This window comes from Streptomyces sp. NBC_00273 (assembly GCF_036178145.1).
Lineage (GTDB): Bacteria > Actinomycetota > Actinomycetes > Streptomycetales > Streptomycetaceae > Streptomyces.
Window position 1 is genome coordinate 5416372 of sequence record NZ_CP108067.1, and the last position, 14187, is coordinate 5430558.

Sequence of the window (14187 nt, forward strand, 5' to 3'; positions counted from 1 at the left end):
GTTGGGTCCTGAAGGTACGGCCGTAAGGTCATGTCTTCAGTGCCGGCCCCAGTGAAGCATTCCTTAGGGAGTGTGTGATGGGTGGCTGGTCGTTGTTTGAGAACTACACAGTGGACGCGAGCATCTGTGGCCAAGTTTTTAAGGGCGCACGGTGGATGCCTTGGCACCAGGAACCGATGAAGGACGTGAGAGGCCGCGATAGGCCCCGGGGAGCTGCCAACTGAGCTTTGATCCGGGGGTGTCCGAATGGGGAAACCCGGCAGTCGTCATGGGCTGTCACCCACTGCTGAACACATAGGCAGTGTGGAGGGAACGAGGGGAAGTGAAACATCTCAGTACCCTCAGGAAGAGAAAACAACCGTGATTCCGGGAGTAGTGGCGAGCGAAACCGGATGAGGCCAAACCGTATGCGTGTGATACCCGGCAGGGGTTGCGCATGCGGGGTTGTGGGAATGAGCTTGATCGGTCTGCCGGCCGGTCGGCGAGTCAGAAACCGTTGATGTAGTCGAAGGACATGCGAAAGGTCCGGCGTAGAGGGTAAGACCCCCGTAGACGAAACATCAGCGGCTTGCTTGCTCATCTCCCAAGTAGCACGGGGCCCGAGAAATCCCGTGTGAATCTGGCGGGACCACCCGCTAAGCCTAAATATTCCCTGGTGACCGATAGCGGATAGTACCGTGAGGGAATGGTGAAAAGTACCGCGGGAGCGGAGTGAAATAGTACCTGAAACCGTGTGCCTACAAGCCGTGGGAGCGTCGCCGTTGTTCTTCGGAACAACGGTCGTGACTGCGTGCCTTTTGAAGAATGAGCCTGCGAGTTAGCGGTGTGTAGCGAGGTTAACCCGTGTGGGGAAGCCGTAGCGAAAGCGAGTCCGAATAGGGCGATTGAGTTGCACGCTCTAGACCCGAAGCGGAGTGATCTAGCCATGGGCAGGTTGAAGCGGAGGTAAGACTTCGTGGAGGACCGAACCCACCAGGGTTGAAAACCTGGGGGATGACCTGTGGTTAGGGGTGAAAGGCCAATCAAACTCCGTGATAGCTGGTTCTCCCCGAAATGCATTTAGGTGCAGCGTCGTGTGTTTCTTGCCGGAGGTAGAGCACTGGATAGGCGATGGGCCCTACCGGGTTACTGACCTTAGCCAAACTCCGAATGCCGGTAAGTGAGAGCACGGCAGTGAGACTGTGGGGGATAAGCTCCATGGTCGAGAGGGAAACAGCCCAGAGCATCGACTAAGGCCCCTAAGCGTACGCTAAGTGGGAAAGGATGTGGAGTCGCAGAGACAACCAGGAGGTTGGCTTAGAAGCAGCCACCCTTGAAAGAGTGCGTAATAGCTCACTGGTCAAGTGATTCCGCGCCGACAATGTAGCGGGGCTCAAGCGTACCGCCGAAGTCGTGTCATTGCAGCAATAGGGCCAACGCCCGCTGTGATGGGTAGGGGAGCGTCGTGTGCCGGGTGAAGCAGCAGCGGAAGCTAGTTGTGGACGGTTCACGAGTGAGAATGCAGGCATGAGTAGCGATACACACGTGAGAAACGTGTGCGCCGATTGACTAAGGGTTCCTGGGTCAAGCTGATCTGCCCAGGGTAAGTCGGGACCTAAGGCGAGGCCGACAGGCGTAGTCGATGGACAACCGGTTGATATTCCGGTACCCGCTTTGAAACGCCCAATATCGAATCAGGCGATGCTAAGTCCGTGAAGCCGTTCCGGACCCTTCGGGGAAAGGAAAGTGGTGGAGCCGACGAACCAGACTTGTAGTAGGTAAGCGATGGGGTGACGCAGGAAGGTAGTCCAGCCCGGGCGGTGGTAGTCCCGGGGTAAGGGTGTAGGCCGAGGGGTAGGCAAATCCGTCCCTCATTAAGGCTGAGACCTGATGCCGAGCCGATTGTGGTGAAGTGGATGATCCTATGCTGTCGAGAAAAGCCTCTAGCGAGTTTCATGGCGGCCCGTACCCTAAACCGACTCAGGTGGTCAGGTAGAGAATACCGAGGCGTTCGGGTGAACTATGGTTAAGGAACTCGGCAAAATGCCCCCGTAACTTCGGGAGAAGGGGGGCCATCACTGGTGATAGCACTTGCTGCTTGAGCTGGGGGTGGCCGCAGAGACCAGCGAGAAGCGACTGTTTACTAAAAACACAGGTCCGTGCGAAGCCGTAAGGCGATGTATACGGACTGACGCCTGCCCGGTGCTGGAACGTTAAGGGGACCGGTTAGTGACCTTTCGGGGTTGCGAAGCTGAGAACTTAAGCGCCAGTAAACGGCGGTGGTAACTATAACCATCCTAAGGTAGCGAAATTCCTTGTCGGGTAAGTTCCGACCTGCACGAATGGCGTAACGACTTCTCGACTGTCTCAACCATAGGCCCGGTGAAATTGCACTACGAGTAAAGATGCTCGTTTCGCGCAGCAGGACGGAAAGACCCCGGGACCTTTACTACAGTTTGATATTGGTGTTCGGTTCGGCTTGTGTAGGATAGGTGGGAGACTTTGAAGCAGCCACGCCAGTGGTTGTGGAGTCGCCGTTGAAATACCACTCTGGTCGTGCTGGATGTCTAACCTCGGTCCGTGATCCGGATCAGGGACAGTGTCTGATGGGTAGTTTAACTGGGGCGGTTGCCTCCCAAAGGGTAACGGAGGCGCCCAAAGGTTCCCTCAGCCTGGTTGGCAATCAGGTGTTGAGTGTAAGTGCACAAGGGAGCTTGACTGTGAGACCGACGGGTCGAGCAGGGACGAAAGTCGGGACTAGTGATCCGGCGGTGGCTTGTGGAAGCGCCGTCGCTCAACGGATAAAAGGTACCCCGGGGATAACAGGCTGATCTTCCCCAAGAGTCCATATCGACGGGATGGTTTGGCACCTCGATGTCGGCTCGTCGCATCCTGGGGCTGGAGTCGGTCCCAAGGGTTGGGCTGTTCGCCCATTAAAGCGGTACGCGAGCTGGGTTTAGAACGTCGTGAGACAGTTCGGTCCCTATCCGCTGTGCGCGTAGGAATATTGAGAAGGGCTGTCCCTAGTACGAGAGGACCGGGACGGACGAACCTCTGGTGTGCCAGTTGTCCTGCCAAGGGCATGGCTGGTTGGCTACGTTCGGGAGGGATAACCGCTGAAAGCATCTAAGCGGGAAGCCTGCTTCAAGATGAGTATTCCCACCTCCTTGAGAGGGTAAGGCTCCCAGTAGACGACTGGGTTGATAGGCCAGATGTGGAAGCCCGGTAACGGGTGAAGCTGACTGGTACTAATAGGCCGAGGGCTTGTCCTCAGTTGCTCGCGTCCACTGTGTTAGTTCTGAAATAACGAACAGCTGTGTCAACACCAGCGTTCAAATTTCATAGTGTTTCGGTGGTCATAGCGTTAGGGAAACGCCCGGTTACATTCCGAACCCGGAAGCTAAGCCTTTCAGCGCCGATGGTACTGCAGGGGGGACCCTGTGGGAGAGTAGGACGCCGCCGAACAATCATTGTGGGAAAGCCCCGCACCAACCCTTACGGGTTCGGTGCGGGGCTTTTCTGCGTTCACGGCCCGGTTGGCGTGCGGTCACCGCCAACCGATGTCAGACGCACGCTGTAGCTTCCCCGCATGGGTGCGTACCTCGTGAGCGTTGGCGCGGATGAATGGTTCGGCGAGGAGGAAGACGGGTGGGGCGAAGTCGCTTCAGCGCTCAACGCCGAACTCAGACAGCGGGGCTTGCCGCCCTACGTGGACGTGCCCCCGGAGACAGACTTCGCAGCCGGCTCGGGCCAAGCGGTCCTCTGCGGCTGGACGGTACTCGTGCCCATCCCGCTCGACGAGGAGATCTGGCTGCCCATCGACTCCGGTTACTACGAGTCGACCATGGTCGCCGGTGCCCCTCAGGTACTACCGCTCGCGGAGAAGCTGGCGGCGGCCATCGGGCTGCCGGCGGAAACTCCCGCAACGTGCGACAACCTCGACCTCAGCACCTGGTTCTGCAACCGGGCGAAGGAGCTGGTCACCACTCGAACAGGACCCTGGAGCACGGACCTGGACGCAGCCTTCTACGTCGCACTGTTCTTGCGTGCCGCCCAGCACTCGATCCGGCGCGGCTGTCCCATCGTCTCCACCTGACAGAGAGCGGACCGGGACCATCGTCCGTTACGGCCGCATCGATCTGCTCTGCACGGACGAGCTGGGTTGCTCAGTCTCGGCACAGGCATTGGGCGGGCAACTCGCCCGACAGGCCTCGGGAGGCCACGCACTGCACGGGGCCGGGTCCAGCGGGCCAGCCGTTCGCATGATGGTGCGCTCGCACCAGTCGCAGAGCACTGTGGCGTCGGTACCCGCGGCCTCGAGGACATCGGCCACGTCCTGGGCGGTTTCGAGCGAGACGGGCCCTGTGACTGCTACCGGCGCACTGTCCAGCAGAAGCTTGCTGTTCCAAAGGCTGAGGCCGGTGACCGTTCGGACCGCACGGATCGCCTCCATCTTCCGGTCTCCTGACCCCGTGAGCAGCACTCGGAATCCTGGCTCCTCCACACGCCCTCCCCAGCGGCCTCAGGCTGTCCAGCAAGTCAATCATCCCCGCAGCTGCCCGCCATGGGGCAGGCCAATGCCGGACCCAGACGAGGAGTGATCACTGAACGGCCTCTCAGCAGCAGTCAGATGACCCGAGAGCCAGGACTGTCAGACCCCTGTTCCATGCTCACCAGCATGGACGAAGACGCCTTCTGGCAACTCATCGAGGACTGCAAGCCCGCGGAACCCGACCCGGACGCCGATGTCCTTGCAGACACCCTGACCGAGCGGCTTGCCCGGTCCCCGTTGTCGCAGGTCATCGGCTTCGCCGAGCAACTGTCATGGGCGCTCTACCGGCTGGACCGCAAGGAGTACGGACACGACCTGGGCGGAGACGCCTTTCTCTACACCCGTGCCGCGGTCGTCGCCGCCGGCCGCACCGAATTCGACAGCGTCCTCCGAGACCCCGTGGCCTTCACCCCTTACGCCACCGACCTCATCTGGGCCGAAAGCCTGCTCTACACACCGGACCGGGCGTACGAACGCATCACCGGGGAGGAGTGGGACCGCGATACGCGTTACTCCTACGAGTCCTGCTCGAACACCGAAGGCTGGGCTGATTCACCCACGGGGCCTGCGGATGGTGGAGAACTCCAGCGTCGTTGATCGTCCTCACGGAACGCCTGCCAGAACCACGCTGTCACCTGCGCGGCCAGTCCCCGTCGTCCAGCGGCGGAGGGCGGCGTCGAGCTCGTAGTAGAGCGTGTCCAGCCGACTGCGACCAGGGCTGCGAGCCGGCATCCGGCGCAGCAGTGTGCGTACCTCCGCTGGGGCCTGCTCGACCGCCCACCGGATCTCCTCGTCAGCGCGCGCGGCATCGCCCGAAGAGAGTTCACGGGCGAGTGCCTCGTACACGGCGGGCCCCAGTACGTGCTTCGACTGGTGCGGGGTGGCCAGCGGGTGGATGTACGGGGTCGCTGCCGCGTGGGCCGCCCAGGCGAGGGAACGTAACTTCGCGGTCCGCCCACCGCCCTCGCGGGCGAAGGCTCGGATGCCTTCGATCGCCTCCCGAGGGCGGGGGTCGGTGGGAGCCTTCGCCTCGAAGGAAGAGGGGGAGGGCCCGCTCGACGCAATCGGCGGCCCAGAGTCCGAGTTGACGGCGGTCTTCTTCGCTGACGGTCACCTTGTCCATCCGCCCGTCATGCAGCTCGGGGTTCGAACGGCGCAGGCAGACGAACTCCCCTTCCTCGTAGTCTCGTTGATCGGCGTCCCGAGCAGTGGCGGCTGTGCGCCGCGGGCACCCTGCGTACGGCCGCGCACGAGGAGCCCCCCGCCCCCCTCGCCGAGGCCCCCGCCCGGGCGCTCATCGAGCAGTGCCGGAACCTCGGCAAGGTAGTTCCGGTCCCCTGCACGGGAATCGGCCCCTACCCTCGCGGCATGGCGAGATATGCGGATCAGGGACTGGTCGACTGGGTGGAGTCCGGCGGGGGACCGCTGGTGGTGGTGCCGGCCGAGGCGCTGACTCGGTGGGAGGGGGCGGACAGCGAAGGCCCGGAATCCGACTACGACAGGGCCTGCGCGGTCGTCGGCTTCACCGGACTCCTCGCGGTGGGTCCGTCGCACGCACTGGTGTTGGGTGACGAGCCCTCGTCCACGGTGTTCCTCCCGGAGTACGGGGTCTTCGTGCGGTGGCTGGCGGCCGAGACGGAAGCGGAACTGCTGGGCGGCGTCGGGGCGGCGTTGGAGGATGCCGCCTGGGAGGAGGGGCAGGTCTGGGACGTGCCGGGGCCGGTCGTGCTGTTCGACTCCGCCTGGCCCGGCTCCGAGGTGGAGCCCGACAACCACGCTCGGGTGGATCTTGCGGCTGGCCGGTACGAGGTCCGGGCCGCGCTGGTGCAGCCGAACTCCGAGACCGCCTTCCAGCTGGTCCAGCTCGTCCCGCTCGTCCAGTTCACCCAGCCGCTCCGGTCGCGGTAGCGGCGAGCGCGGTGCGGGTTCTGTACGTCTCGACTGCAACGAGGTCAACGTGCGCGGTGCGGTCCACCGGTTCGCGGCCGGCGGGTTGGGCGCACTGGCGGATGCCCCTCGGCCAGGCCACCCCGGTACGGTCACCCGCGAGACCGCGAGGTAGTGGCTGCGCTGTCCTCCAGCAGGCCGCCCGGGCAGTTTCGCCCCGGCCATGCCCGCGGGCTTCACCCGGGTCCGTCCGTGCACCGTCGTCCTGGGCGACGCTTCCGCGCACGTGGCCCGGGTCTTCAAAGGACGACGCGAGGAGCTGGCCGCCATCGGCGTCGAAAGCCGACCAAGCCTTGATCCGTCAACGCGCGCGCATCAAAGGATCAGCAGCCGACTCCACCAGAGCCGCTTAGCCTGCTGACCATGGATCTGGATGCCGAACTCACCGCTCTGGCAACCCAAGAGGACCTTCCCGCCGACATGGTGTGGCGCCTGCTAAGCCACCCGGGCGCCCGGCACCAGGTGGCGCTGCTCCGCCGGGACCTGACCGAGGAAATGATCGAGGAGATCATCGCGCTCGGCTCCACACGCACGCTCGCCGCCAACAGCCACGTACCGCCCCGGCTGAGGATCCGATTCGTGGAGCACCCGGAGCCGGCCGTCCGATCCGCGGTCGCCGCGAGCATCAAGGACGAGCCGCCCGGGACACTGGCTCGCCTCGCGGACGACCCGGAGCAGTCCGTGCGATGGTTCCTCACGCTGAACGACCACCTGCCGCCGGAACTGCTGGCCCGACTGGCCGCGGATCCGGACTCCGCTGTGCGGTCGTCGGTCGTCTCACGCTGGCGGGATGCCCCGGACGCCGTGCGCAGAGCACTGCTGACGGACACCGACCCGGACGTCCGCGGGTGCAGTGTCCGGGCGTACGTCCCTCCGGCGGACCTGCTGCCCGGACTGCTCGCCGATCCGGCGACCCGTGCTGCTGCGGTTCGCCACGTGGCGCCCACCCGGGGTTTGGCCACCGACCCGGATTCCGACGTGCGTGAAGCCGTCGCGGCCCATCCGGATCTGCCGACCGGGCTGCGGGATCAGCTGGCAGAGGACCCGGACCTCTTCGTCCGCAATGCGATCGCGGCTCGGCCGGACACCCCGGCTGCGCTGCGCGAGCGGGTGGTGGCCGGCTTGGAACCTGACAGCGAGCTCGCGGAGTGGATGCTGTCCTTCAACCGCGGCAACCACGCGTGCCCTCCGGCAGCACCACCTCCCCCGCGCCTCTCCCCGGACCAGGCAGAAGCGTTGCTGACCCGGGCCGGCTTGTAGGTCTGCCCGCGGGCCGAACGGGGTGTCCCGGAGCCGTTTTGACACCCCCCAGGGCGGGTTGTAGAGTCAAACGGTTGCCTCGAACTGGACAAGTTCGGCAGCCCGCCCCCCCAAGGAATGCAATTCTGTGTGGGGTGCACTCGATTCTTCAGGAATCTGAAGCCGGGGAAATCCGGTGGAGAACTTCTGATAGAGTCGGAACCGCCGGAAAGGGAAAGCGCGAAAGCGAAAACCTGGAAAGCACCGAGGAAGTCGGACGCGAAAGAGTCTGATAGAGTCGGAAACGCAAGAACAGAACGAAAGCCCGGAGGAAAGCCCGAGAGGGTGAGTACAAAGGAAGCGTCCGTTCCTTGAGAACTCAACAGCGTGCCAAAAATCAACGCCAGAAGTTGATACCCCGTCCATTTCGGTGGATGAGGTTCCTTTGAAAAAGACCTGTAAGGCTTCCTCGTGGAGCACTTGCAGGCAACAACACAGCGAGGACGTTGTGGCGCGTCGGTCTTATTCCGACATGACGTGCCCGCTCTAAGTGATGTGTGCACCCGATTACGGGTAAACATTCATGGAGAGTTTGATCCTGGCTCAGGACGAACGCTGGCGGCGTGCTTAACACATGCAAGTCGAACGATGAAGCCCTTCGGGGTGGATTAGTGGCGAACGGGTGAGTAACACGTGGGCAATCTGCCCTTCACTCTGGGACAAGCCCTGGAAACGGGGTCTAATACCGGATACCACTCCTGCCTGCATGGGCGGGGGTTGAAAGCTCCGGCGGTGAAGGATGAGCCCGCGGCCTATCAGCTTGTTGGTGGGGTAATGGCCCACCAAGGCGACGACGGGTAGCCGGCCTGAGAGGGCGACCGGCCACACTGGGACTGAGACACGGCCCAGACTCCTACGGGAGGCAGCAGTGGGGAATATTGCACAATGGGCGAAAGCCTGATGCAGCGACGCCGCGTGAGGGATGACGGCCTTCGGGTTGTAAACCTCTTTCAGCAGGGAAGAAGCGAAAGTGACGGTACCTGCAGAAGAAGCGCCGGCTAACTACGTGCCAGCAGCCGCGGTAATACGTAGGGCGCAAGCGTTGTCCGGAATTATTGGGCGTAAAGAGCTCGTAGGCGGCTTGTCACGTCGGATGTGAAAGCCCGAGGCTTAACCTCGGGTCTGCATTCGATACGGGCTAGCTAGAGTGTGGTAGGGGAGATCGGAATTCCTGGTGTAGCGGTGAAATGCGCAGATATCAGGAGGAACACCGGTGGCGAAGGCGGATCTCTGGGCCATTACTGACGCTGAGGAGCGAAAGCGTGGGGAGCGAACAGGATTAGATACCCTGGTAGTCCACGCCGTAAACGTTGGGAACTAGGTGTTGGCGACATTCCACGTCGTCGGTGCCGCAGCTAACGCATTAAGTTCCCCGCCTGGGGAGTACGGCCGCAAGGCTAAAACTCAAAGGAATTGACGGGGGCCCGCACAAGCGGCGGAGCATGTGGCTTAATTCGACGCAACGCGAAGAACCTTACCAAGGCTTGACATATACCGGAAAGCATTAGAGATAGTGCCCCCCTTGTGGTCGGTATACAGGTGGTGCATGGCTGTCGTCAGCTCGTGTCGTGAGATGTTGGGTTAAGTCCCGCAACGAGCGCAACCCTTGTCCTGTGTTGCCAGCATGCCCTTCGGGGTGATGGGGACTCACAGGAGACCGCCGGGGTCAACTCGGAGGAAGGTGGGGACGACGTCAAGTCATCATGCCCCTTATGTCTTGGGCTGCACACGTGCTACAATGGCCGGTACAATGAGCTGCGATACCGTGAGGTGGAGCGAATCTCAAAAAGCCGGTCTCAGTTCGGATTGGGGTCTGCAACTCGACCCCATGAAGTCGGAGTCGCTAGTAATCGCAGATCAGCATTGCTGCGGTGAATACGTTCCCGGGCCTTGTACACACCGCCCGTCACGTCACGAAAGTCGGTAACACCCGAAGCCGGTGGCCCAACCCGTAAGGGAGGGAGCTGTCGAAGGTGGGACTGGCGATTGGGACGAAGTCGTAACAAGGTAGCCGTACCGGAAGGTGCGGCTGGATCACCTCCTTTCTAAGGAGCACAGTACCGATTGCAGACAAACGTTCTGCACGGTCAGCTCATGGGTGGAACGTTGATTAGTTGGCACGGTTTCCGAAACTCTCTGTAAGTACTGCTTCGGCGTGGAACACAGTGAAGTAGAGGTGATCGTGCTTGGCACGTTGTTGGGTCCTGAAGGTACGGCCGTAAGGTCATGTCTTCAGTGCCGGCCCCAGTGAACTTGTTCTCTTGAGAGCAGGGTGATGGGTGGCTGGTCGTTGTTTGAGAACTACACAGTGGACGCGAGCATCTGTGGCCAAGTTTTTAAGGGCGCACGGTGGATGCCTTGGCACCAGGAACCGATGAAGGACGTGAGAGGCCGCGATAGGCCCCGGGGAGCTGCCAACTGAGCTTTGATCCGGGGGTGTCCGAATGGGGAAACCCGGCAGTCGTCATGGGCTGTCACCCACTGCTGAACACATAGGCAGTGTGGAGGGAACGAGGGGAAGTGAAACATCTCAGTACCCTCAGGAAGAGAAAACAACCGTGATTCCGGGAGTAGTGGCGAGCGAAACCGGATGAGGCCAAACCGTATGCGTGTGATACCCGGCAGGGGTTGCGCATGCGGGGTTGTGGGAATGAGCTTGATCGGTCTGCCGGCCGGTCGGCGAGTCAGAAACCGTTGATGTAGTCGAAGGACATGCGAAAGGTCCGGCGTAGAGGGTAAGACCCCCGTAGACGAAACATCAGCGGCTTGCTTGCTCATCTCCCAAGTAGCACGGGGCCCGAGAAATCCCGTGTGAATCTGGCGGGACCACCCGCTAAGCCTAAATATTCCCTGGTGACCGATAGCGGATAGTACCGTGAGGGAATGGTGAAAAGTACCGCGGGAGCGGAGTGAAATAGTACCTGAAACCGTGTGCCTACAAGCCGTGGGAGCGTCGCTCATTGGGTTTACCCAATGGGTCGTGACTGCGTGCCTTTTGAAGAATGAGCCTGCGAGTTAGCGGTGTGTAGCGAGGTTAACCCGTGTGGGGAAGCCGTAGCGAAAGCGAGTCCGAATAGGGCGATTGAGTTGCACGCTCTAGACCCGAAGCGGAGTGATCTAGCCATGGGCAGGTTGAAGCGGAGGTAAGACTTCGTGGAGGACCGAACCCACCAGGGTTGAAAACCTGGGGGATGACCTGTGGTTAGGGGTGAAAGGCCAATCAAACTCCGTGATAGCTGGTTCTCCCCGAAATGCATTTAGGTGCAGCGTCGTGTGTTTCTTGCCGGAGGTAGAGCACTGGATAGGCGATGGGCCCTACCGGGTTACTGACCTTAGCCAAACTCCGAATGCCGGTAAGTGAGAGCACGGCAGTGAGACTGTGGGGGATAAGCTCCATGGTCGAGAGGGAAACAGCCCAGAGCATCGACTAAGGCCCCTAAGCGTACGCTAAGTGGGAAAGGATGTGGAGTCGCAGAGACAACCAGGAGGTTGGCTTAGAAGCAGCCACCCTTGAAAGAGTGCGTAATAGCTCACTGGTCAAGTGATTCCGCGCCGACAATGTAGCGGGGCTCAAGCGTACCGCCGAAGTCGTGTCATTGCAGCAATAGGGCCAACGCCCGCTGTGATGGGTAGGGGAGCGTCGTGTGCCGGGTGAAGCAGCAGCGGAAGCTAGTTGTGGACGGTTCACGAGTGAGAATGCAGGCATGAGTAGCGATACACACGTGAGAAACGTGTGCGCCGATTGACTAAGGGTTCCTGGGTCAAGCTGATCTGCCCAGGGTAAGTCGGGACCTAAGGCGAGGCCGACAGGCGTAGTCGATGGACAACCGGTTGATATTCCGGTACCCGCTTTGAAACGCCCAATATCGAATCAGGCGATGCTAAGTCCGTGAAGCCGTTCCGGACCCTTCGGGGAAAGGAAAGTGGTGGAGCCGACGAACCAGACTTGTAGTAGGTAAGCGATGGGGTGACGCAGGAAGGTAGTCCAGCCCGGGCGGTGGTAGTCCCGGGGTAAGGGTGTAGGCCGAGGGGTAGGCAAATCCGTCCCTCATTAAGGCTGAGACCTGATGCCGAGCCGATTGTGGTGAAGTGGATGATCCTATGCTGTCGAGAAAAGCCTCTAGCGAGTTTCATGGCGGCCCGTACCCTAAACCGACTCAGGTGGTCAGGTAGAGAATACCGAGGCGTTCGGGTGAACTATGGTTAAGGAACTCGGCAAAATGCCCCCGTAACTTCGGGAGAAGGGGGGCCATCACTGGTGATAGCACTTGCTGCTTGAGCTGGGGGTGGCCGCAGAGACCAGCGAGAAGCGACTGTTTACTAAAAACACAGGTCCGTGCGAAGCCGTAAGGCGATGTATACGGACTGACGCCTGCCCGGTGCTGGAACGTTAAGGGGACCGGTTAGTGACCTTTCGGGGTTGCGAAGCTGAGAACTTAAGCGCCAGTAAACGGCGGTGGTAACTATAACCATCCTAAGGTAGCGAAATTCCTTGTCGGGTAAGTTCCGACCTGCACGAATGGCGTAACGACTTCTCGACTGTCTCAACCATAGGCCCGGTGAAATTGCACTACGAGTAAAGATGCTCGTTTCGCGCAGCAGGACGGAAAGACCCCGGGACCTTTACTACAGTTTGATATTGGTGTTCGGTTCGGCTTGTGTAGGATAGGTGGGAGACTTTGAAGCAGCCACGCCAGTGGTTGTGGAGTCGCCGTTGAAATACCACTCTGGTCGTGCTGGATGTCTAACCTCGGTCCGTGATCCGGATCAGGGACAGTGTCTGATGGGTAGTTTAACTGGGGCGGTTGCCTCCCAAAGGGTAACGGAGGCGCCCAAAGGTTCCCTCAGCCTGGTTGGCAATCAGGTGTTGAGTGTAAGTGCACAAGGGAGCTTGACTGTGAGACCGACGGGTCGAGCAGGGACGAAAGTCGGGACTAGTGATCCGGCGGTGGCTTGTGGAAGCGCCGTCGCTCAACGGATAAAAGGTACCCCGGGGATAACAGGCTGATCTTCCCCAAGAGTCCATATCGACGGGATGGTTTGGCACCTCGATGTCGGCTCGTCGCATCCTGGGGCTGGAGTCGGTCCCAAGGGTTGGGCTGTTCGCCCATTAAAGCGGTACGCGAGCTGGGTTTAGAACGTCGTGAGACAGTTCGGTCCCTATCCGCTGTGCGCGTAGGAATATTGAGAAGGGCTGTCCCTAGTACGAGAGGACCGGGACGGACGAACCTCTGGTGTGCCAGTTGTCCTGCCAAGGGCATGGCTGGTTGGCTACGTTCGGGAGGGATAACCGCTGAAAGCATCTAAGCGGGAAGCCTGCTTCAAGATGAGTATTCCCACCTCCTTGAGAGGGTAAGGCTCCCAGTAGACGACTGGGTTGATAGGCCAGATGTGGAAGCCCGGTAACGGGTGAAGCTGACTGGTACTAATAGGCCGAGGGCTTGTCCTCAGTTGCTCGCGTCCACTGTGTTAGTTCTGAAATAACGAACAGCTGTGTCAACACCAGCGTTCAAATTTCATAGTGTTTCGGTGGTCATAGCGTTAGGGAAACGCCCGGTTACATTCCGAACCCGGAAGCTAAGCCTTTCAGCGCCGATGGTACTGCAGGGGGGACCCTGTGGGAGAGTAGGACGCCGCCGAACAATCATTGTGGGAAAGCCCCGCACCAACCCTTACGGGTTCGGTGCGGGGCTTTTCTGCGTTTACGGCCCGGTGTTCGGAGCCGGGAAACGCAGGTGAGCGGGCGGTGGTACGTCGTTAGGATCCCGGCATGAGCGATGACTATGTGATCAGGGCTATACGGGGCGACGAGTGGGAAAAGGTCAAGGAGCTGCGGTTGGTGGCGCTCCGGGATCCGGCCGCGGCCGTGGCTTTCCTGGAGACCGAGGAGGGGGCCCTCGCCCAGGGCGACGAGTACTGGCAGCAGCGTGCCGCGGGGGCTGCCGAGGGGCGCGGTGCCCGACAGTTCATCGCCGAGGCCGCTGACGGGCGGTGGGTCGGCTCCGTGACCGTGCTGATCGAGGCGCAGGGCGGTACGGACTACTTCGGTGAGCCCATCGAGCAGCAGCAGGGCCACGTGGTCGGGGTGTTCGTACGGCCCGAGCAGCGGGGGAGCGGGCTCGTGGAGAGGCTGTTCGACGCCGGGCTCGATTGGGCCTGGTCACTGGAGGAGCCGGCGACCGAGCGGGTGCGGCTGTTCGTGCACGAGGACAACTCGAGGGCGGAGAGCTTCTACCGGCGGTACGGCTTCGAGCCGAGCGGCCTGCTGATACCGCTCGAGACGGGCGCCAAGGAGCGGGAGTACGTCTACGTGCGGCCGGGCGGGCCCGGCGCGAGCGTGTGAGGAAGGAAGAGGACGCCCCGGTGGGAAGGCGGTACGCGTGCCGCTTCCGGCGTGACGACGCGACGGA

7 protein-coding genes and 5 rRNA genes are annotated in these 14187 nt (G+C 61.3%); 10 read left to right on the forward strand and 2 right to left on the reverse strand.

Annotation, left to right across the window (positions count from 1 at the left end; all coding sequences use genetic code 11):
• The first annotated feature begins 128 nt into the window (after positions 1-128).
• The 3 genes from OG386_RS23825 to OG386_RS23835 all read left to right on the forward strand — a co-directional run bounded on the left by OG386_RS23825 (position 129) and on the right by OG386_RS23835 (position 4075).
• Positions 129-3251, forward strand: a 23S ribosomal RNA gene (locus OG386_RS23825).
• 76 nt (positions 3252-3327) lie between these two features.
• Positions 3328-3444 (forward strand): 5S ribosomal RNA (gene rrf / locus OG386_RS23830).
• A gap of 124 nt (positions 3445-3568) precedes the next feature.
• Entirely contained in the window at positions 3569-4075 is a 507-nt protein-coding gene (locus OG386_RS23835; RefSeq protein ID WP_328789806.1) for a hypothetical protein, read from the forward strand.
• 27 nt (positions 4076-4102) lie between these two features.
• Here OG386_RS23835 and OG386_RS23840 read toward each other — a convergent pair whose 3' ends face one another.
• The gene (locus OG386_RS23840) at positions 4103-4483 is read right to left on the reverse strand and encodes a ribosomal protein L7/L12 (protein WP_328789807.1); all 381 of its coding nucleotides are present in this window, start codon (positions 4481-4483) and stop codon (positions 4103-4105) included.
• Positions 4484-4657: 174 nt separating this feature from the next.
• On the opposite strand from OG386_RS23840, the gene OG386_RS23845 reads away from it, so the two are divergent.
• Positions 4658-5128: a DUF4240 domain-containing protein gene (locus tag OG386_RS23845; RefSeq protein WP_328789808.1), complete on the forward strand. Its 471-nt coding sequence runs from the start codon at positions 4658-4660 to the stop codon at positions 5126-5128.
• Positions 5129-5134: 6 nt separating this feature from the next.
• Here OG386_RS23845 and OG386_RS23850 read toward each other — a convergent pair whose 3' ends face one another.
• The gene (locus tag OG386_RS23850; protein ID WP_328793329.1) at positions 5135-5596 is read right to left on the reverse strand and encodes a putative immunity protein; all 462 of its coding nucleotides are present in this window, start codon (positions 5594-5596) and stop codon (positions 5135-5137) included.
• Between the two features lie 303 nt (positions 5597-5899).
• Between OG386_RS23850 and OG386_RS23855 the strand changes: the two genes are divergently transcribed.
• The 6 genes from OG386_RS23855 to OG386_RS23880 all read left to right on the forward strand — a co-directional run bounded on the left by OG386_RS23855 (position 5900) and on the right by OG386_RS23880 (position 14120).
• Positions 5900-6439, forward strand: coding sequence for an Imm21 family immunity protein (locus tag OG386_RS23855; protein WP_328789809.1), 540 nt, complete (start codon positions 5900-5902; stop codon positions 6437-6439).
• Between the two features lie 402 nt (positions 6440-6841).
• Positions 6842-7738, forward strand: coding sequence for a hypothetical protein (locus OG386_RS23860; protein WP_328789810.1), 897 nt, complete (start codon positions 6842-6844; stop codon positions 7736-7738).
• 559 nt (positions 7739-8297) lie between these two features.
• Positions 8298-9822, forward strand: a 16S ribosomal RNA gene (locus OG386_RS23865).
• Positions 9823-10103: 281 nt separating this feature from the next.
• A 23S ribosomal RNA gene (locus OG386_RS23870) occupies positions 10104-13226 on the forward strand.
• 76 nt (positions 13227-13302) lie between these two features.
• Positions 13303-13419 (forward strand): 5S ribosomal RNA (gene rrf / locus OG386_RS23875).
• Together the 16S, 23S and 5S rRNA genes form the textbook arrangement of a ribosomal RNA operon.
• A gap of 128 nt (positions 13420-13547) precedes the next feature.
• Entirely contained in the window at positions 13548-14120 is a 573-nt protein-coding gene (locus tag OG386_RS23880) for a GNAT family N-acetyltransferase (protein ID WP_328789811.1), read from the forward strand.
• Positions 14121-14187 lie beyond the last annotated feature (67 nt).

Bases quoted from the DNA above. Each gene is read 5' to 3' on its own strand.
- OG386_RS23835 (WP_328789806.1), top strand. From the start codon at position 3,569: ATGGGTGCGTACCTCGTGAGCGTTGGCGCGGATGAATGGTTCGGCGAG.
- OG386_RS23845 (WP_328789808.1), top strand. From the start codon at position 4,658: ATGGACGAAGACGCCTTCTGGCAACTCATCGAGGACTGCAAGCCCGCG.
- OG386_RS23855 (WP_328789809.1), top strand. From the start codon at position 5,900: ATGGCGAGATATGCGGATCAGGGACTGGTCGACTGGGTGGAGTCCGGC.
- OG386_RS23860 (WP_328789810.1), top strand. From the start codon at position 6,842: ATGGATCTGGATGCCGAACTCACCGCTCTGGCAACCCAAGAGGACCTT.
- OG386_RS23880 (WP_328789811.1), top strand. From the start codon at position 13,548: ATGAGCGATGACTATGTGATCAGGGCTATACGGGGCGACGAGTGGGAA.